This is a genomic window from Pseudomonas sp. SWI36 (assembly GCF_002948105.1).
GTDB lineage: Bacteria > Pseudomonadota > Gammaproteobacteria > Pseudomonadales > Pseudomonadaceae > Aquipseudomonas > Aquipseudomonas alloputida.
Genome location: NZ_CP026675.1, coordinates 4,864,847 through 4,886,496 on the forward strand (window position 1 = coordinate 4,864,847; position 21,650 = coordinate 4,886,496).

Annotated in this window: 8 protein-coding genes and 1 pseudogene; 3 read left to right on the forward strand and 6 right to left on the reverse strand. The window is 62.9% G+C overall.

From position 1 onward, the window contains the following. Positions 1 to 22 precede the first annotated feature (22 nt). From C4Q27_RS23310 to C4Q27_RS23320, 3 genes are read right to left on the reverse strand one after another with little or no spacing between them, the layout of a single operon-like run. Positions 23 to 691, reverse strand: a complete 669-nt coding sequence (locus tag C4Q27_RS23310; protein ID WP_064490788.1) for a bifunctional 2-polyprenyl-6-hydroxyphenol methylase/3-demethylubiquinol 3-O-methyltransferase UbiG — start codon at positions 689 to 691, stop codon at positions 23 to 25. 11 nt (positions 692 to 702) lie between these two features. Further along, a complete protein-coding gene (gene chrA / locus C4Q27_RS23315) occupies positions 703 to 2,055 on the reverse strand; it encodes a chromate efflux transporter (protein WP_064490787.1) in 1,353 nt (450 codons plus the stop codon). A 17-nt stretch (positions 2,056 to 2,072) separates the two neighbouring features. Next, complete coding sequence (locus C4Q27_RS23320) at positions 2,073 to 2,936, reverse strand: sensor domain-containing diguanylate cyclase (protein ID WP_104887408.1); 864 nt, start codon at positions 2,934 to 2,936, stop codon at positions 2,073 to 2,075. Here C4Q27_RS23320 and C4Q27_RS23325 point away from each other — a divergent pair. Then, on the forward strand, positions 2,935 to 3,168 hold the full coding sequence (locus C4Q27_RS23325) for a hypothetical protein (protein ID WP_064490785.1): 234 nt from the start codon (positions 2,935 to 2,937) through the stop codon (positions 3,166 to 3,168). The genes C4Q27_RS23320 and C4Q27_RS23325 overlap by 2 nt on opposite strands. A 64-nt stretch (positions 3,169 to 3,232) precedes the next feature. Beyond that, positions 3,233 to 5,629: a hypothetical protein gene (locus C4Q27_RS23330; protein WP_064490784.1), complete on the forward strand. Its 2,397-nt coding sequence runs from the start codon at positions 3,233 to 3,235 to the stop codon at positions 5,627 to 5,629. A gap of 193 nt (positions 5,630 to 5,822) precedes the next feature. On the opposite strand, the gene C4Q27_RS23335 is transcribed toward C4Q27_RS23330, so the two are convergent. Genes C4Q27_RS23335 through C4Q27_RS23345 form a run of 3 tightly spaced genes read right to left on the reverse strand, consistent with a single transcriptional unit; the run spans position 5,823 to position 10,236 of the window. Continuing rightward, positions 5,823 to 7,151, reverse strand: coding sequence for a TolC family outer membrane protein (locus tag C4Q27_RS23335; RefSeq protein WP_064490783.1), 1,329 nt, complete (start codon positions 7,149 to 7,151; stop codon positions 5,823 to 5,825). Position 7,152: 1 nt separating this feature from the next. After that, a complete protein-coding gene (locus tag C4Q27_RS23340; protein WP_010953486.1) occupies positions 7,153 to 8,493 on the reverse strand; it encodes an HlyD family type I secretion periplasmic adaptor subunit in 1,341 nt (446 codons plus the stop codon). A 6-nt stretch (positions 8,494 to 8,499) separates the two neighbouring features. After that, positions 8,500 to 10,236, reverse strand: coding sequence for a type I secretion system permease/ATPase (locus tag C4Q27_RS23345; protein WP_104887409.1), 1,737 nt, complete (start codon positions 10,234 to 10,236; stop codon positions 8,500 to 8,502). A gap of 545 nt (positions 10,237 to 10,781) precedes the next feature. Here C4Q27_RS23345 and C4Q27_RS23350 point away from each other — a divergent pair. Next, positions 10,782 to 21,607: pseudogene (locus C4Q27_RS23350) on the forward strand (peroxidase family protein). Positions 21,608 to 21,650: the final 43 nt, after the last annotated feature.

Consider the following 21,650-nt stretch of genomic DNA (forward strand, 5'->3'; position numbering starts at 1 on the left):
CACAGGATTATTGCGGCCCGATTCAGTGATGCTCAGCCACCATCAACAACGACTGCGGCACCGCGCTCTGCGGATGCTGCGGTTCCTGCAGACTGACCAGCCTCAACCCCGCCATGTCCAGCGCATTCAGCCAGCTGGCCAGGGTGCGGAAATACCAAGGCATCGGTTGCCAATCCCCGGCGAACCCGGCAAAAGACTCCTCTCGCCAGCCATCCTGATAATCCCCGCCGGCCACGCTCCACGGGTGCAGGGTCTGGATCACCAGCGCACCGCCTGGCACCAGCAAAGTACGCATGGCCGACAACAGTTCAATGATGTCCTGGTGCAACAGCGCGAAGTTGGCGCAGATCAGGTCATAGTCCTTGCCAACAGGCACCTTCGCCTCAGCCAACTGCGCATAGCTGGCCAGGTGCACCTCACCCGCGCCCGCAACTCGCGCTGCATCCACCAGGGTGCTGTCGCCGTCGACGCCCACGGCCTCGATACCCCGGTCGGCCAGCGCGCGCAGCAGCCAGCCCTCACCGCAGCCCAGGTCGAGCACCCGTTCGGGCTGGCGGCCAAGGATGGCCAGCAGGATGGCCTGGTCAGTGACCTGGCGACGGCTCTCGATGGCGCTGTTGCGTACGGCGTCGATCCAGACTTGGGCGTTATGGTGCCAACTGTCGAGCAAGGCGTCTTCAGGGTTGCGCATGATCGGCTCCATCAGCGGAAAAGATGAAGGGCGAGCCCGGCAACGGCGCAGCCGATCAACACGTGTATCACCCCGCGCTTGTAGCGGAACAGCGCCACAGCCGCCGCGAGCGCTATCACAGCCGAGGACCAGTGGAACGCGCCATCGAACCCGTTCGGCCACAGCACGTGGTAGCCGAAGAACAGCGCAAGGTTGAGGATTACCCCCACCACCGCCGCAGTGATCCCGGTCAGTGGGGCGGTGAACTTCAGTTCGTTATGGGTCGACTCCACCAGCGGGCCTCCGGCGAGGATGAACAGGAACGAGGGCAGGAAGGTGAACCAGGTCACCAGGCTCGCTGCCACTGCGCCCGCTAGGAACGCCTGGTGGGCGCCGAACATCGGCTGCAGGTAGCCACCGACGAAACCGACGAAGGCCACCACCATGATCAGCGGCCCGGGCGTGGTCTCGCCCAGCGCCAGGCCATCGATCATCTGCGTGGGCGACAGCCAGCCATAGTGGCCGACAGCCCCTTGATAGACATAGGGCAGCACCGCATAGGCACCGCCGAAAGTCAGCAGCGCCGCCTTGGTGAAGAACCAGCCCATTTGCGTCAGTGTGCCGTGCCAGCCAAAGGTCGCCATCAGCAGGCCCATGGGCAGAAGCCAAAGCGCCGCAACCGTCAGCAGCAAGGTCACCAGGCGGCCCCAGCTGAAGCAGGCGTGCGCGGGTATCGGGGTATTGTCGTCTATCAGCGCCGGGCACTGGCGGGCCCTGACTGCGCTGTGGCCCCCACCGGGCGCGAACTGTGCTGGCCGCAGCCGGCCGCCGACATAACCCAGCAGTGCGGCCGCCAGCACGATCAGCGGGAAGGGGACGTCAAGCGCGAAAATGGCCACGAACGAGGCCGCGGCAATCGCCCATAGCCAGCCGTTCTTCAACGCCCGCGTGCCAATGCGGTGGGCGGCATGCACGACGATGGCGGTCACGGCCGGCTTGATCCCTTCGAAAAGCCCGGCGACCACCGGAACTTCGCGCCAGGTCAGGTACACCCACGACAGGCCGATCAGGATGAACAGCGACGGGAGCACGAACAGAGCGCCGGCAATCACCCCGCCCCAGGTGCGGTGCATCAGCCAGCCGATGTAGGTGGCCAGTTGCTGGGCTTCGGGCCCGGGCAGCAACATGCAGTAGTTGAGGGCATGCAGGAAACGCCGCTCACTGATCCAGCGGCGCCGCTCCACCAGCTCCTGGTGCATGATCGCAATCTGCCCGGCCGGGCCGCCGAAACTGACGAAACCCAGCTTCAGCCAGAACAGCAATGCCTGGCCCAGGCCGACAGAGGCGGGTGTTTGCCCGGCAGTTTCTTGCAGGTGTTCAGCCATGCGGTGTGCCCTTGCTTTCAGCCAGTCGCAGCGCGTTGGCGCTTGATTCGGTACATGTGCCCGTCAGCATGGCGCAGTAACATGTCGGCATCGTTGCCGTCTTCGGGAAAGCGGGCCACGCCAATACTGCAGGACGGTGCATCGATGCCGGCAAACTCGGCGTCGAGCGGTTCGGCCATGACCGCGAGAATGTGCTGTACGTGCGTGGCAATGGCCTCCGGCGACGGGCAGTCGGGCAACAGTACGGTGAATTCGTCGCCGCCCATCCGCGCTACCGTGCCAGCCGCCCCTACGCAGCGTTCCAGGCGGCGGGCCAGCGTGCACAGTACCCGGTCACCCACGCTGTGGCCGTGGTTGTCGTTGATCTGCTTGAAGTCATTGATATCGAGGAACAGCAAGGCCAGCCTGCGGTTGTGACGCCGGGCCGCGGCCAGGGCGGTGTCCAGCCGTTCATTGAACATGGCGCGGTTGGCCAGCCGGGTCAGCGGGTCATGATGGGCGAGGAAGCGCAGTTCGTCTTCGGCCTTGCGCTGGGCGGTAACGTCCCGTGCCACGCCGATACGCGCCTGGGCCTCATCAGACCAGCAGGCCGACCACAGAATGTGCACCACGCTGCCGTCCTTGCGAAGGTAACGGTTGCAAAAGTCGTAGTGCGGCTGGCCGTTCATCACCCGCATGATCGAGGCGCGCGTGGCCGCGAGGTCGTCAGGGTGCATGTAGCGGGTGATCGGCGTACCGATCAGTTCGCAGGCCTCGTAGCCCAGCAGTGTCTTGCAGGCATCACTGACGAACACGATCTGGTTGTCCCTGTCGACCACGAATACCGTATCCAGCATCAGGTGGATCAGCCTGGGATACAACGCTTGCAGGTCTACGGGCATGGCTCAGGGTGTCCGCGGCAGGGTGACCGATCATAGCCTGAAGGAATACGTCGCAGCTACGGCAGCCTTCAGGGTTGGTACCACCTTCCTTGAAACCGTGAACGACCGCATCGAAAAGGGCGGTCTGTACAGCGGTGGTTCGGGCCTAGGCAGGGGCAAAATGAACCAGGTAAATGGCATGGCACCTGACAAAACTGCCAGTTGTAGCGAAATCCGTCTGCACATCAAATGAAGCGCGAGTGTTCTGAACAGCCGCTCAAGTATTTGGCTCCCGCAATGTACAAATGGAGAGTGCCATGGATTATTCAACCGAAGAACTGGTCAAGTGGTTAGGTGAAGAATCACGTCTGTTGGGCTGGGACATGGTTTTCTTCTTTGATGGAGGAAAGATTAATGCGCTATTGAAGCAAACATCCATCCGGCGCTTCAATACAGCGGATCGTTTACCGCCCATTTCCGGATTCATCAGCAACGGGGCTGACTATCGTTTTGCCTTGTCCAATTGTAATCTCACTTTGCCCAGATTGATTTTCGATGTGAACCTTGCCGGTAACAAGGCGCACCTGCTGATGACAATTGCTGAAGCCAATGTGTACTCGCTGATGTACAAGAGTCAACAGTGGCAAGTGCGCCAGTTGGATGTGCTAGGGGGTGTGCAACACGCTGATCTGAGTCTGGACATTGATCTGGAAGCGTCTGGTGGCCACGTGGATGAAACTGACACGATCAGTCTGGATCTCAGTGAAACGGAAAATTTTTCCATGCCGTGCTACACCGGCGAGACCCGCTTGTTGACCGAGTTTTTCAGGCAGAAATTTTCGGCGCTGCCTGATGAACAGCGTCAGTTTCCGATTGGCCATTTGTCAAAGCTCAATGTCGATTTGCATCGCCCCGTCTCGTTTAGCCTGCGTACCCAGGCCAGGGGAAGGGGGCCCACCGATGTGGAGGGTGCAGTCGTGCTGTTTGTCGATATGAAGGATGGAGCGGGAGGGAATTTTCCTGGCGCGGATTACAAGTACGCAATACCCAATGACGGTGACTATTCGGCAACCGTCCTGTTCAACACGGAACGGTTGTTGCTCGCGCAGTTCGTAAGCGCCTTGAGCCGTGTGATCAAGAATGCTGAGTTTGAGTTGCTCCGGCGTGATGGTGATTTACCGAAAGTTGTCTGCAAGGCGGGATATATTACACTGCCGCACCAGTGGGTTGACGAGACGGTAGCGATTCCTGCGTTTGGCACTCATTGGACAGTGACGGGGACTTTTGAGTTTTTGGAAGCCAACATAGACATGGCCGATGCGTTGACCATCAGCAATGTAGATGATCAGTGGAAGATGAGTCTGTCCATGCGTGGCAACCTGACGGTCGGGTTTAGTAATATCGATGACGCCACGGGTGAAATACGAAACAGACTGGTCTTCGAAGACTTTGACCTGGATGACTTCCTGGCGCGTGTGCAAGCAGATTTTCACTATGAAGCAGAGTTGACATACAGCTTTGATCCCGAAGGCGTGACACAACTGGTGTGCGAATCCTATGAATTTTCCGAGCGGGTTGGCTTTCAACCGGTTTTTGGCGACATAAAGCCTCCGCCTGCACGTGATTCTTCCGGCTCCGCGAGCGAGTTTCTCGCGTATTTGGTAAAGCCGGCGATGGGCTTGTTAAGGCAGTCGCTCAGGAAACGTCTTACCAGTTTTGGTACTTCGGGGTTTGTCTCGCTTCAGGATGGTTTGGTGGAAAACCTGAAAACCAATCTGATTTTCGAGTCTCGCACAAGTAAAATAGCGAGCGATGTGCTGAGGTTAAATTTTCAGAGCATTTTTACGGGGACAAAACTCTTGGCCCCGCACGATATAGCTTTTTTCGGCAAGGTAAATCCCGCTGCTGGTTATTTCAACGTCAGTCCGATGGAAACTACCCTGCTCGCAGGTAAAACCACGAAATTCGAGGCCGAGCCTGCCTGGGCGCGGGTACGTTGGTCCGTTGAGGCCGTTTCCGGCATTGCAGAAGGTGTTCCTCTTTCTATCAACGGAGGCTTCTTTACCGCACCCAGTGCCAGCGACATGACAAAGTCATGCGCACACCTGCTGGTAACAGCCACCAATATTTTGATTCCGGCAATTCAAAGCAAGGCCTTGATCACCGTGGTTCGCGAAATGCTGCAAGCCAACCCTGCGGTTGTGGTTGCCCAGGCAGGCAGAAACGTCGATTTCAATGCCTGGACGCTCGGCAATCCTGCGACCTTGCAATGGCGTTATCAGGACGAACCTGTGGGCACGGGGCAGGCAGTGACGGTCACCAGCCCAGCCGACACGGGCACGGTTGCTTATGTCGTCGAAGAAATCCAGGTGACAGACCCTGAAAGCCAACAAACCAGTACCTGTGTACTGATCACCGAGATGGGGCAGTTGACGCCCATGACGCTGAGCGCCACTGTTGACCCGGCTGGTACGAAAGCGGTGTTGGATGTCAGTCAAACCCCGTTCCCGCCGGAGGGCTTCAACTGGGAGGTGCGCTACGGACCCGGTAGCGTTTCGGCAGGAGTTTATACACCGGGTATAGACGAGACAGCCCGCTTCGCATTGATAAGCGCAACCTTCGATAGCGGTGATTACGGTGTTTTCGAAGGGTATGTCCTGCTAGTCCTGCCACTTGCCGAACACCGAAATATCACAAGCGTTCAGGCAGATTGAACAATGGGTAGATGGTATCAACCCCCACTGCGCCAATGAGCGTTGACCAGGCCCTGGCGCCACGCGTAATACTCCGCGCCCACCGGCGCGCTGCTGATCAGCCTTGGGGACCGTTGCCACCGGTCAGGCCTTGCTGGCCTGTTCGCAGTTCAAGGCTGCTCGTGCAGGGACACTGCATGGCTTGAGGTGGCTATCAATTGCTGACTATCAGCTCCGGCCCCAGGTAATCATTGATCTGCTCGATATCATCATCCCCCAGGCTGCCCACCGACGAGGCCAGCCGCAGGCGCGACATCAGGTAGTTGAGCTTGGCCTCGAACAGGTCATGGCGGGCGTCATACAGCAGCTCCTCGGCATTGAGCACATCCGAGTTGGTGCTGGTGCCACCTTCCTTGAAGCCCTTGCGGGTCGAGGTCAGCGAACGTTCGTTGGAGGCCACGGCCTTTTCCAATGCTTGAATGCGCAGGGCGCCACTCTGTACGCCACGGTATTCGCGGGTCGTGTTGGAAATCACCTCCTGGCGAGTGGCGTCCAGCTCATCCAGGGCCTTGGAGCTGTTGGCGCTGGCCTGGCGGGACAGGGCACTGGTGCTGCCACCGCTGTACAGCGGGATGTTCAGCTCCAGCCCGATCGAGCTGTAGTGGTTGCGCTGGTTCAGCTCGGAAATCGACTGGCTGCTGCCCGCGGTGTAGCCCGCCACGAAATCCAAGGTCGGGTAATGCCCGGCGCGGGCGCGGTTGACTTCTTCCTCGGCCAGCGCGTAGCTGTGCCGGCGTGCATGAATCAGCGGGCTGTCAGCCTGGGCCTTGACCAGCCACTCCTGCAGGTTGCCCGGCATCAGCGGCGGGGTGCTGAAGCTCGCCTGCAGGGTGGTCAACGCCTGCGGGGTTTCACCGATGTATTCCTCCAGCTTGCGCCGGGCGTTGACCAGGTTGTCCTGGGCGTCGATCAGATCGGCCTCGGCCAGGTCGCGCCGGGCCACCGACTCGTCGACGTCGGTGATGGTGCCGGCGCCCAGTTCCTTGCGCCGCTTCGCCGATGCCAGCTGTTCCTCGAACGCGTTCAGCTTGGCCTTGGCCAGGGTGATGGTTTCGCTGGCCAGCAGCACGTCGAAGTAAGCATCGGCCAGGCGCACCGCTGCGTCCTGGCTCTTGGCGTCGAACACCGCCACGCTGTAGTCGGCCCGTTGCTGGCCCTGGCGGTACTCGGCCATCTTCTGCTTGTTGAACAACGGCTGGCGCAGGCGCACGTTGGCGCCCTTGGAGTCATAGTCGAGGTCATTGTCCTGGCCATTCTGGCGCTGGCTGCCATTGACCTGGTTGAAGTAGGCCGAGGCGTTGATCTGCGGCAGCAGGCCGGCCTCGCCGATGGCGCGGTTTTCGCCACCGGCTTGTTTTTCATGCACGGCAGCGCGGTAGATCGGGCCCTGGTACTGCAACAGGTCCCAGGCTTGCTTCAGGTCCATGGCACTGGCCTGTACGGCAACTCCCAGCAGGCACACCATCAGGCATGGGCGTTTCATGTCATTGCTCCTTGAACGCGGCGTCCACACGTTCGAGCATTGGTTTGAGCAGGTAGCTGAGCAGGTTGCGCTCGCCGGTCTTGATGGTGACGGTGGCAGGCATGCCGGGGCGGATGTGGTTGCTGCCCAGCAAGCCCATGCCGGCCGGCGTCACTTCGACCTGGGCCAGGTAGAACGGCTGCTTGCTTTCTTCGTCGAGCAGCCGGTCGGCGGAAATGGTTTTTACCCGGCCGGGAATGTTCGGTGTCTGCGCATGGTTGAAGGCCGGGAAAGCGATGTCCACGGCAAGGCCTGGGACCATCTTGTCGATCGCCTGCACCGGGATCATCGCATCGACCTGCAGCGGTTGGTCGAGCGGCACCACTTCCATGATCTTGGCCCCGGGCTGGATGATGCCGCCGACCGTGGCGATGCTCAGGCCTTGGACCATGCCGTCGATCGGCGAGCGGATCACCGTGTGGGTCACTTCATAGTCCAGTGCGCGCAAGCGGTCGGCCAGGGTGGTGTTTTCCTTGGCGGTATCGGTCAGTTGCGACTCCACCTCCTTCAGGTAGTCGTGCTGGCGCTGCAGGATGCGCAGCTTGATCTCGGTGGCCTGGCTGCGCGCCCGGGCAATGTTATTGAGGTTTTCGGCCTGGCCGGCGGACAGGTCGGCATTGCTGCGCTCCAGCTCCAGCAGGCGGTTGCGGGGTACATAACCTTCGGCGGCCAGTACTCGGGTGCCTTGCAGTTCCTGGTTGAGGAAGCCGATCTGCGAGGCGCGGGCGCCGTACACCTGCTGCAGGCCCTTCAGTTGCACTGCCGAGGCAGTGAGGTTTTCTTCAAGGATGCTCAGTTCACCGGCAAGGCCCGCGCGGCGGGTATCGAGCAGGCGCTGTTGCAGGTCCATGGCGGCCAGCAGGCGTGGGTCATTGGCGTAGTGTTCAAGCAGGGCAGGGTCGAACGTGACGGTATCGCGGCCATCGCGCTCGGCTTCCAGGCGGTTTTCCACGGTCTTGCTGACGATGTACTGGGCGCTGAGTGCGCCTTGTTCGGCCACTGCACGCAGGGCATCGAGGCGCACCACTTCCTGGCCTTTCTTCACCACATCGCCTTCGCGCACCATGATCGCTTCAACGGTGCCACCGCTCAGGTGCTGGACCGCCTTTCGGTTGCTGGTGACCTTGACCGTACCGGTGGCGACCACGCCGGCGTCCAGTGGCGCCAGGCAGGACCACAGCAGGAAGCCGCCGAAGCCGGCGATGACCAGCCATACGCCCCAGCGTACCGGGCGGCCCGCGTCCAGGTCGATCAGGTGGCTGCTCTCGGCGGGGATCAGTTCGGCATGTTGAGTCATCTGCATGGTCGGTTACTCCCGTACTTTGACCGAAGCCAGCGGTGCCGCAGCCGTTGCCGGAATCACCGCGGCCTTGCGCAGCGCGGCGAACACTTCGTCGCGGCTGCCAAGCATGTGCACACCACCGTCGCGCAGCATCAGTATCTGGTCGACCGCGCACAGCACATTGGGCCGGTGGGAAATCAGTACCACCGTAGCGCCGCGTGCCTTGAGCTCGGCCAAAGCATCGACCAGGGCTTTTTCACCCACGTCATCGAGGTTGGCGTTGGGTTCGTCCAGCACCACCAGGTTGGGCTCGCCATACAGGGCGCGGGCCAGCGCGATGCGTTGCTTCTGGCCGCCAGACAATGGGCTGCCATCGGCGGCCAGGCGGGTGTCGTAACCCTGCGGGAAGCGCAGGATCATGTCGTGTACACCGCTGCTGCGGGCGGCACGGATCACCGCGTCGCTGTCCACCTCGGCAAAGCGGGCGATGTTTTCGGCGATGGTGCCTTCGAACAGCTCCACGTCCTGCGGCAGGTAGCCCAGCCACGGGCCCAGTTCGGCTTTGTTCCAGGTGAAGATATCGGCGCCGTCCAGGCGCACCTTGCCGGCCTGGGCCGGCCACACGCCTACCAACAGGCGGGCGAGGGTAGACTTGCCCGAGGCTGAAGGGCCGATGACACCCAGGCTGTCACCCGGGGCCAGGCTGAAGCTTACCCCGCGTACGATGCTGGTGTTGCTGCCAGGGGCGCCGGCGATCACGTTCTCCACGGCCAGCATGCCCATTGGCCGCTGCAGCGACATGCTCGGTGGCCGTTGCGGGTAGTCCTGCAGCAGGTCATTGAGCCTGCCCCAGGCCAGGCGGCAGCCCAGCAGTTGCTTCCACGCGGCGATCACCTGTTCCACCGGGCCCAGGGCTCGGCCGGTCAGGATCGAGCAGGCGATCATCATGCCGGGGGTGATCGTGCCCTCGATCGCCAGCAGCGCGCCGGTGCCGAGGATCAGCGATTGCAGGGTGATGCGCACGAAGCGCCCGGTGCTGCTGATCAGCGCCGCGCGGTCGGAGGCCAGGGTCTGCATCTGCAGGATGCGCAAGTGGCCCTGGTACCAGCGCTTGCCGATTGACGGCAGCATGCCCATGGCTTCGATCACTTCGGCGTTGCGCAGGTTGTTGTTGGCGTAGCTGGCCGACGACATGGCTGCCTGGTTGGCTTCGGCCAAGGGTTTTTGCGTGGCCTTTTCAGTGAGGTAGGCCAGGCCGACGAGGATCAGCGAGCCAATCGTGGTGACCAGCCCGAGCCACGGATGGATCAGGTAGCAAACCAGCAGGTAGATCGGTGTCCAGGGGGCGTCGAAGAACGCGAACAGGCCGTTGCCGGTGAGAAACTGCCGAACCTGCGCCAAGTCCTGCAGGGCCTGGGCCGGGTTACCGCCGGCACGGCTCAGGTTGCGTTCGAAGGCAGCGCTGAAGAGGCGCCGGTTCAGGCTCATGTCCAGGCCGTTGCCCACCCTTATCAACACCCGGGTGCGAACCATCTCCAGCGCCGACATCAGCAGGAACAGCCCGACCACCAGCAAGGTGAGCATGCCCAAGGTGGTGACATTGCGGCTGACCAGGGCGCGGTCATACACCTGCAACATATAAATGGCTGGCGTCAACATCATGACGTTTATCACGCCGCTGAAGGCGGCCAGGGCGTAGAAGCTGCGGCGCAAGCGAAACAGCACGTCGGCCAGCTCGGAGCGGGTGCGTGGTGGCTTAGGCATCGGAGGCCTCCCTTTATCACAAAACGGGAAGCCCTTGCGGCGCCCCGTACAACGGCTGTTGTGGCTTCTTGGTCGGCTCGCAGGCGGGTCGCACTGATGGCGATATTGCTCAAAACGCTGCGCTGCTCCCCCAGGTAGCAGCGTAGGTTGCAACGAAACATCCAGTAATATCTTTTTGCTCTATAACTACTTTGAACTTTTTATAAGTCACATAAAAACAGTGAGTTGCATCGCATTATCATCGGCCGAGATTTTTTTGACGAAATATTGACAAGCTTTTGGCCTACGACTTTAGTCTGAAGTATTCGGGCCCTGTGCGAGCTGGGATCGATGCACGTGCGTTACACCTGTTGCGCACGGTTTACAGGGCCCCTCCCGCAACGGGGGTGCCAGCTTGCCAAGAAGAGGCCAGAGGTTTCAGCACACGAGTGCTGGGCTACTGAGCCCGGTACACCCAACCAGATTCTGCGCACGTCAACACTGACTGGGCGCGGGAAGGACCCTGTTGCCCTGTGTCATCTCCGGACAGATCGAGGGCAACTGCAATGGCCAATTTCAGCAAGTCGGACCTTGAATTCATCCTCAAACAGATCTTCATCGCTGAGGCGCACGCCGATGGCGCCAGCCTGAGCGACCTGCTGCCCAACAGCCAGGTACCCTTCGGCCTGCGCACGGTGGACGGCAGCTACAACAACCTGGTCGCCGGGCAGAGCGAGTTCGGCGCAGCCGACAACTCGTTCCTGCGCCTGCTCGAAGCCTCTTACCGCGCCAACTATGTCGGCACCGGCAATGTTGTCGATTCGCAACCGCGCACCATCAGCAACCTGATCGTCGACCAGACAGCCAACAACCCGGCCGCAGTCGAGGCCAACGGCGGTGCCGCGCCGGTGATGAGCCCTGGTATCGATGGCGTGTTTGGCACCGCTGACGACAAGCCTGTGTTCTTCATCCCCAACGTGTCGCCAGACGCCGGGCTGACCGCCGGTTTCAACGCCTGGATGACCTTCTTCGGCCAGTTCTTCGACCACGGCCTGGACCTGGTCAGCAAGAGCAGCACCGACATCGTGTTCATCCCGCTGCGCCCGGACGACCCACTGTTCGTGGCCGGCAGCCCGACCAACTTCATGGTGCTGTCCCGCGCCGTGCGCACCGCCGGCGCCGATGGCGTGGTGGGTACCGCCGACGATAGCCAGCCCAACACCACCTCGCCCTTCGTCGACCAGAGCCAGACCTACAGCTCGCATCCCTCGCACCAGGTGTTCCTGCGCGAATACACGGTCAATGCCGCAGGTGAGCCGGTGGCTACCGGGCGCCTGATCACCAACCGTGATCTGGGCGCCGATGACAAGTTCGGCACCGCCGACGATGGCAACGGCGAAAGCGGTGGCATGGCCACCTGGGCAGTGGTCAAGGCCCAGGCCCGCGACTTGCTGGGTATCAACCTGACCGATGCCGACGTGCATAGCGTGCCGCTGCTGGCCACCGATGCCTACGGCAACTTCCTGCGCGGACCCAACGGCATGCCGCAGGTGGTCATGCGCGTGAACAACGGCGCCGATGGCATTGCTGGCACCGCCGATGACGTCACCCAGCTGGTCGAGGGCGACCGCAATGCGCCGATCAGCCTGGCCAATGCCGTGAGCACCGGGCATGGCTTCCTTGACGACATCGCCCACAATGCCGCGCCCGTGGTGGTTGGGGGTGTGCTGCAGGCTGACGCCGACACCCTGGTGGGCAACGCACAGCCGGTCGGGCAGGGTGGCAACAACCTGACCTACGACAACGAATTGCTCGACGCGCACTACATCGCCGGTGACGGCCGGGTGAACGAGAACATCGGCCTGACTGCCGTGCACCATGTGTTCCACTCCGAGCATAACCGCCTGGTGCAGCAGACCAAGGACACCCTGCTGGCCGCGGGCGACCTGGCGTTCCTCAATGAGTGGTTGATCGACGACGTCACCGCCATCCCCACCACGCCTGCCGGCATCGCCGCGCTGGTGTGGGATGGCGAGCGGCTGTTCCAGGCTGCCAAGTTCGGCACCGAGATGCAGTACCAGCACCTGGTGTTCGAAGAGTTCGCCCGCACCATCCAGCCGCAGATCGATGAGTTCCTCGCCCCCAACGGCTACGACACCTCGATCAACCCGGCCATCCTCGCCGAGTTCGCCCATGTGGTGTACCGCTTCGGCCACTCGATGCTGACCGAAACCGTCGACCGCTACGACCCGGCGTTCAACCCGGTTTCTGCCGACCCGGCCAACCCCGACCAGCAGTTGGGCCTGATTGCCGCGTTCCTCAACCCGCTGGCGTTCGCCGGTAGCGGGGCCACGGCCGATGAAGCGGCGGGCGCAATCATCCGCGGTGTTACCCGCCAGGTGGGCAACGAGATCGACGAGTTCGTCACCGAAGCCCTGCGCAACAACCTGCTCGGCCTGCCACTTGACCTGCCTGCGCTGAACATCGCCCGCGGTCGTGATACCGGCATCCCCAGCCTGAACGAGGCCCGCCGCGAGTTCTATGCCGCCACCGGCGACAGCCAGCTCAAGCCCTACATCAGCTGGGTCGACTTTGCCGACCACCTCAAGCACCCGGCGTCGCTGATCAACTTCATTGCCGCCTACGGCACCCACAGCAGCATTACCGGGGCCACCACCGAGGCCGCCAAGCGCGCCGCCGCCGTGGCACTGGTACTTGGCGGAGACGGCGCCCCCCTTGACCGCCTCGACTTCCTCAACGGCACCGGTGCCTATGCCAACGTGACGCTGGCCGGCGCGGACGGCATCGCCGGCACGGCCGACGACATTGCCGGGGTGACCGTGACCGGGGTCGACGCCATCGACTTCTGGGTCGGCGGCCTGGCCGAGAAGAAAATGCCGTTTGGCGGCATGCTCGGTTCCAGCTTCAACTTTGTCTTCGAAACCCAGCTGGAAGCGCTGCAGAACGGTGACCGCTTCTACTACCTGTCGCGCACGGCGGGCATGAATTTTGGTACGGAGCTGGAAAACAACTCCTTCGCCAAGCTGATCATGGCCAACTCCGACGTCACCCACCTGTCCAACACCGTGTTCCTCACTCCCACGTTTACCCTGGAAGTGAACCAGGCCAACCAGTTCACCGGGCTGGGTGCCGACGGCAAGGCCGACCCCACTGGCGGCATCGAGATCAACGGGGTTGAAATCGTTCCGTTGGTGATCCGCGATAACCCCGATACTGTCGGGCCAGACGGCAACTTCCTGCATTACACCGGTGAAGACCATGTGGTGCTGGGTGGCACCGCTGGCAACGACATCATCATCTCCAGCGAAGGCGACGATACCCTCTATGGCGATGCCGGTGATGACCTGCTCGAAGGCGGTGCCGGCAACGACGCGGTGCTGGGTGGCGCGGGCGACGACATCATCACCGATTCGTTCGGCGACAACCGCCTGGAAGGCAACGCCGGCAACGACGTGATCGTCGCTGGCAGCATGGGGGTTGCCGGTAACCTGATCCTGGGCGGCGATGGCCAGGACTTCATCATCACCACCGAGGACATCAGCACCACCTTCGGCGGCCAGGGCGACGACTTCATCCTCGGCGCCAAGACCAACCTGCCACCTACCGGTAACGAAGGTGACGACTGGATCGAGAAGGGCACCCAGGACGGCGCACCTGGTGACAACTTCGCACCCTTGCTGGGTGACGAAGTCATTGGCAACGACATCTTCGTCGGGGGCGGCGGCTTTGACGAAATGATCGGTGAGGGCGGCGACGATATCTTCGTCGGCAGCGATGCCCAAGACAAAATGGACGGCATGTCCGGTTTCGACTGGGTCACCAACAAGAATGACCGCGTGGGTGTCACCGTGGACCTCAGCCTGGCCGCCTTGGCTCAGCCCCATGGCAACGCGCCTAACCAGAACGCTGGCGTGTTCAACCCGGTGGGCGCTTCGCCGGCATCGATTCTGGATCGGTTCGCCGAGGTCGAAGGGGTGTCCGGTTCGGCCTACGCCGATGTGCTCAAGGGCGACGACGTCGATGCCGTGACCATTCTCAACCATGGCGGCGCCACCGGCAGTGCGCTGACCAACGTGGCGCTGATACGTGGGCTGCAGCAGTTCCTGGCGGATGCCGGCCTGCCCACCACCGGCTTTGCCACCGGCAACATCATGCTCGGCGGCAATGGCAGTGACCTGATCGAAGGCCGGGGTGGCGATGACCTGATCGATGGCGACAAGTGGCTCAACGTGCGCATCGCCGTGTACGCCCCTGGCGACGTCGACCACACCGGCCCGGAAATCGCCAGCTTCGACAGCATGGCCGACATGATTCCGTTCATGCTTGACCGCACCTACAACCCCGGCCAACTCAAGGCCGTGCGCGAAATCCTGCCCGGGACTTCGACCGGCGGGGCCGCCTTCGACACGGCAATATTCTCTGGGCTACAGAGCGAGTACGTGGTGACCCAGAACACCAAGGGCACCGCCGATGTCGCCGATGACGTCTGGACCGTGACCGACACCGTGGCCGGCCGCGATGGCGTCGATACCCTGTTGCACATCGAGCGCCTGCAGTTTGCCGATAGCCAGCGCGTACTGGTGGAGGGGGTGAACGCACAACCCACCGGCAGCCCGACCCTGCTCGACGGCAACGGCGGTGCGATTACCGTGGGTGATATGCTGACGGTGAGCGTGGCCGCCGTGCTCGACGCCGACAACATCAGTGCAGGCAACCCGACGGGCTCGCTCGCCGACCGGTCGGTGTCTTACTACTGGCAGTTCGAGGCCGACCCGGGCAGCGGTGTGTTCCAGGACATCATCCTGCTGCCGGCCGGTGACCTGGCCTTCCAGAGCGCCGATGGCACTTCGTTCAAGGTGTCGCCAGACCTGGCCGGGCTGAGCCTGCGGGTCAAGGCGATCTATCAGGATGCCCATGGCACCACCGAAGTGCTGTACTCGCAGCCTACCACCGTGGTGCAACCTGGCGCGCCCGTGGTGCCGACAGTGGCCACCCCGGTGGTGGATGCCAGTGACGGCGGTGCCGGCCTGCACATGGTGCGCTCCGACCTGAACTTCATCCTCGCGCAAATCAAGATTGCCGAGGCCGATGCCGCCGGGCAGGACATCCTCTCGCTGATCCCCAACGTCCGCGCAGCCATGGGCCTGCGTGCGGTGGATGGCTCGAACAACAACCTGATGAACCTGAACGGCAACAACAACACCCAATACGGTGCCGCCGACAACGTCTTCCCGCGCGTGACCGACCCGGTATTCAACCCGGCCGAAGGTGCGCCAGCCGGTTTCTTCGGCCCAGGTTCCCCGGCGATCCCGGGGTCGTCGTACCAGCAGACCAGCGGGCCGGTGTTCGATTCGCAGCCACGTACCATCAGCAACCTGATTGTCGACCAGACCTCCAACAACCCGGCAGCCTATGCCACCGCGTATGACCCGGGTGCCGATGGCGTGCTCAACTTCGGCGCCGCAGGCAACGACGACGTGCTCAAGGATGGCGTGCGCATCGTCGCAAGCCCAGGCATGGACGGCCAGTTCGGCACCACCGACGACCATGACGTGTACCTGTTCGAGAACACCGCTGCCGATGCCGGGCTGTCTGCGCCGTTCAACGCGTGGATGACCTTCTTCGGGCAGTTCTTCGACCATGGCCTGGACCTGGTCACCAAGGGCGGCTCCGGTACCATCTACATCCCGCTGCAACCGGATGACCCGCTGTACGTGGAGGGTGGCTTCACCAACTTCATGGTGGTAACCCGTGCCACCAACCTGCCTGGGCCGGACGGCATCCTTGGCAACGCCGACGACATCCGCGAACACACCAACACCACCACGCCGTTCGTCGACCAGAACCAGACCTACAGCTCGCATCCCTCGCACCAGGTGTTCCTGCGCGCCTATGTCATGACTGACGACGGCCCGGTCGCCACGGGCCGATTGATCACCAATCGCGACCTGGGCGCTGATGGCAGGTTCGGCACGGCCGACGACACCGAAATTGGCGGCATGGCCACCTGGAAGGTGGTCAAGGCCCAGGCCCGCGACCTGCTCGGCATCAACCTGACCGATGCCGACGTCGACAACGTGCCGCTGCTGGCCACCGACGCCTACGGCAACTTCATCAAAGGCCCCAACGGCTACCCGATGGTGGTGATGAAAGGCCTGGACGGTATTGCCGGCACCGCTGATGACCAGGAGGTCGAAGGCAACCCGCTGGCGCCGCTCGACCTGACCAACGCCGTGCGTACCGGGCACCAGTTCCTTGCCGACATCGCCCACAATGCCGTGCCGGTGTTCAGTGGCGGCGTGCTGGCGCCGGATGCCGACAACGTGGCCGGCAATGCCGTGCCGGTCAACCCGCAGACCGGTGCCAACCTGGCCTACGACAACGAACTGCTGGACGCGCACTACATCGCCGGTGACGGCCGGGTCAACGAGAACATCGGCCTGACCGCCGTGCATGCGATCTTCCACTCCGAGCACAACCGGCTGGTGGCGCAGACCATGGACACCGTGCTCGACTCGGGTGACCTGGCCTTCCTCAACGAATGGCTGCTCAACCCGGTCAGCGCCTTGCCAGTCACCCCGGCCGAGATCGGTGCCCTGGTGTGGAATGGCGAGCGGCTGTTCCAGGCGGCCAAGTTCGGCACCGAAATGCAGTACCAGCACCTGGTGTTCGAGGAGTTCGCCCGCACCGTGCAACCTCGGGTCGACCTGTTCTTTGCCCCGACCCAGGTGTACGACGTCGACCTCGATGCCTCGATCGTGGCCGAGTTCGCCCACACCGTGTACCGCTTCGGCCACTCGATGCTGACCGAGACTGTCGACCGCTTCGACATCGACTTCAACGTCATCCAGGACCCGGCCAGCGCCAACCCCGACCAGCAACTGGGGCTGATAGCGGCCTTCCTCAACCCGCTGGCTTATGCCGCCAGTGGCGTAACCCCCGAGGACGCCACCAGCGCTATCGTGCGCGGGGTCACTCGCCAGGCCGGTAACGAAATCGACGAGTTCGTCACCGAGGCGCTGCGCAACAACCTGCTCGGCCTGCCACTGGACCTGCCAGCGATCAACATCGCCCGTGGCCGCGACGTCGGTATCCCTTCGCTGAACGCTGTGCGCCGCGAAATCTACGGGCAAACCGGCGATACCCAGCTCAAGCCGTACACCAGCTGGGTCGACCTGGTGCAACACCTGAAGCACCCAGAGTCGCTGATCAACTTCATCGCGGCCTACGGCACCCACAGCACCATCACCGCTGCCACCACCCTGCTGGAGAAACGCGCCGCGGCCATGGCCCTGGTGTTCGGCGGCGATGGCGCACCCGCCGACCGCATGGACTTCCTCAACAGCAGCGGCGCCTGGGCCAACGTAACCTTGCCCGGCAAGGACGGTGTACTGGGTACTGCCGATGACCTCAAGGCAGTCACCGTGACTGGTGTCGATGCCATCGACCTGTGGATCGGCGGCCTGGCGGAAGCAAAAGCGCCATTTGGCGGCATGCTCGGCAGCACCTTCAACTTCGTGTTCGAGAACCAGATGGAGAAACTGCAGGACGGCGACCGCTTCTACTATTTGGAGCGCACCGCGGGCCTGTCGATGAATGCCGAGCTGGAAAGCAACTCGTTCGCCAAGCTGATCATGGCCAACAGCTCAGCCACCCACCTGCCAGGCCTGGTGTTCTCCGACCCTGGCTTCTACCTGGAACTGGACCAGACCAAGCAGTACAACGAGGGCCTTGGCAGCGCCGACCCACTGGGCGAAAACGGCGAGCAGGTGGTGTTCCGCGACAGCCCGCTGACGGCTGGCCCGGACACCCACTACATCCGCTATGCCGGTGCCGAGCACATCGTGCTGGGCGGCACCAACGGGGACGATATTCTGGTCTCCAGCGAAGGCGACGACACGGTCTGGGGTGATGCCGGCAACGACCGCATCGAGGGGGGTGACGGCAACGACCAGCTGCGCGGTGGGGCCGGCGACGACATCATCAGCGACATGGGCGGTGACGACAACATCCAGGGCGGTGACGGCAACGATGTGTTGCACGGCGGTAATGGCATCAACCTGATCATCGGCGGTTTCGGCAATGACTTCATCGTCACCGGTGAGGACGCCTCCGAAGCCATAGGCGGCCAAGGCAATGACTTCATCCTCGGCAGCAAGGCCAACGAGCAGGACATGGGCAACGAAGGTGACGACTGGATCGAGAAGGGCACCTCGGACGGCGCGCCTGGCGACAACTTCGACCCGCTCGGCAACGACCCGGTCATCGGCAACGACGTATTTGTCGGCGGCAACGAGAACGACAAGTTCAACGGTGAAGGCGGCGACGACATCATGGTCGGCAGCCTGGGGTTTGGCGACCGTTACATTGGTGGCTCGGGCTACGACTGGGCAACCTTCAAGGACTTGGCCCAGGGCGTGTCCATCGACATGAGCGACCGCTTCTTCGATGTGCCAACGGTACCGGGTTCGGGCGCTTCGACGCTGGTGCGTTTCGACATCATGGAAGGCCTGTCGGGGTCGACGCATGGCGACTTCCTGCGCGGCGACAGCGAAGACGCCACCTCGCTGCCTACTGCAGGTGCTACCGGCAGCGTGCTGACCAACATCAGCCTGATCGACGGCCTGGTCGGCCTGCTGGCGTCCGGGGCGACCTTCTATGACGGCGGCAACATCATCCTCGGCGGCAGCGGCAGCGACTTGCTCGAAGGCCGGGGTGGCGACGATATCCTCGACGGCGACAAGTGGCTGAACGTGCGCATCAGCGTACGCGCCAACCCCGATGGCACCGGCCCGGAAATCGCCAGCTTCAACAGCATGGAGCCGATGCTGCCGTTCATGCTCAATGGCACCTACAACCCTGGCCAGTTGGTGATCGTGCGGGAGATCCTCAGCGGTACCGACCACTACGACACGGCGGTGTTCTCAGGGGTGTCCACCGACTACAGCGTGGTGGTCGATGGCAACTCGGTGACCGTTACCGACCTGGTGGCCGGTCGTGACGGCGTCGACCACCTGACCGGCATCGAGCGCCTGCAGTTCTCTGACAGATCGCAGGCCTCTGGCGTCGGTACGGCAGTCAACGCCGGCCCCACCGGCAACCTGGCGATTCTCGATGCTACCACCGGCCTGCGCGACGATACGCCAGTCAGTGGCCAGCTACTGAGGGTCAGCAACCTCGCCGTGCATGACGCGGACAATGTCAGTGCAAGCAATGCGACCGGTGCGGTGAACGGCCCCGTGGCCTACTACTGGCAAGTCGAGGCGCTGCCGGGTTCCGGGGTTTATGAAGACATCACGGTAGTGGCCGCTGGTGAAGCGACACGGGCCACCGGTACGACCTACCGCGTCACGGACGATGTCGCCGGCCTGAACATCCGCGTGCGTGCGGTGTACCAGGATGCCAAGGGCACGCTGGAAATCGTCGATTCGACGCCGAACAGCGCGCCGAGCGCCGGGCCGACCGTGACCGGGCTGCTGGTGCAGAACCAGACGCTCACCGCCAACCCGGCCACCATCGTCGATGCCGACGGCCTGAGCAACCCTCAGTTCAGCTTCCAGTGGCAGTCCAACCGGGGTGTCGGTTGGGTCAACATCGCTGGCGCCATCAGCAGCACGTTCGTCCTGACCCAGGCGCAAGTGGGGCAGAACATGCGCGTGGTGGTCAGCTACGTGGATGACTTTGGCGTGCAGGAAAGCGTCGCCTCCGACATCCTCGACCCGGTGGCCAACGTCAACGATGCGCCGACCGGTGCGTTGCTGATCAGTGACACCACACCCGACCAGGGCCAGACGCTGACCGCACTCACCGGCGCAATTGCCGACATCGACGGCCTGGGGGCCTTCAGCTTCCAGTGGCAGCAAGGTACCGGCGGCACCTTCGCCGATATCGCCGGGGCTACGGCGGCCACCTTCACCCCTGGCTTCGCCCAGGGTAACCAGCAGCTGCGGGTGATCGTGCGCTACACCGACGGCTTCGGCACCCTGGAGTCGCTGACCTCGGCGGCGACCGCCGCAGTTACCGTGCCACCGGGTGTAGTACTGGTTGGCACCAATGCGGCCAACACTTTGACCGGTACAACAGGCAACGACGTGATTTCGGGCCTGGGCGGCAACGACACGCTCAACGGCCTGGGCGGCAGCGACCAGCTGTTCGGTGGCATTGGCAACGACATCCTCAATGGCGGTGACGACCCCGACTTCCTCAATGGCGAGGATGGCAACGACACCCTCAACGGCGGGCTTGGCGCAGATGCCATGAACGGCGGCGCCGGCAACGATACCTTCCTGGTCGACAATGCCGGGGATACCGTCACCGAGGCACTCAATGGTGGCACGGACCAGGTGCAGACCAGCCTGGCCAGCTACACCCTGGGCGCCAACGTCGAGAACCTGACCTATACCGGCAGCAGCGCCTTTACCGGTACCGGTAACGCGCTGGCCAACACCCTCACGGGGGGGCCGGCAACGACCTGCTCAACGGCGGTGCGGGTGCCGACCGTTTGGTGGGTGGCGTGGGCAACGACACCTATGTGGTGGATGACGCCGGGGATGTAGTGGTCGAGGCGACGGGGGCCGGTACGGACCTTGTACGTACCACGCTGGCCAGCCACACCATGGCCGCCAACGTCGAGAACCTGGCGTATACCGGGTTGGGCAACTTCACCGGCACTGGTAACGGGCTGGCCAACATCATCGACGGTGGGGCAGGTAATGACACGCTCAGCGGCGACGGCGGTAACGATGTGCTCAACGGCAATGCCGGCAACGACATCCTCAACGGCGACGTCGGGAACGACCAGCTGTTCGGCGGCCTGGGTGACGACCAACTGCGCGGTGGAGGGGGGGACGACAGCCTCGATGCCGGTGGCGGCAACGACACGTTGCTGGGGGAGGCCGGTAACGACAACCTGAACGGGGGCGCTGGCGATGACAGCCTGGATGGCGGCAACGGCAATGACACCCTGCAGGGCGGCGATGGTAACGACACATTGTTCGGCGACGTGGGTACCGACACCCTGATCGGGGGGGCCGGCAACGACTTCCTCAACGGTGCGGCAGGTAACGATACGGTGGTGGGTGGGGCCGGTAACGACACCCTGATAGCCACCGATGGCAACGATGTGTTCCAGTTCGCTGCAGGCTTTGGCAACGACCTGATCATCAATTTCGATGCCATTGCGGCGGGTGGCCAGGACCGGCTGGATATCACCGCCCTCAACATCACCGCAGCCACCTTTGGTGCCAGTGTGACCATCGCCGATGTTGGTGCGGACACCTTGGTAAGCATCGGTGCTGCCGACTCCATACGTTTGGTGGGGGTGGCAGATGCAACCACGGTGACCGCCGCAGACTTCATCCTGGCCGGTTGAGGGGGCGCTGGGGTTAGCTGTTACGGGTACAGCAGGGGGCTGC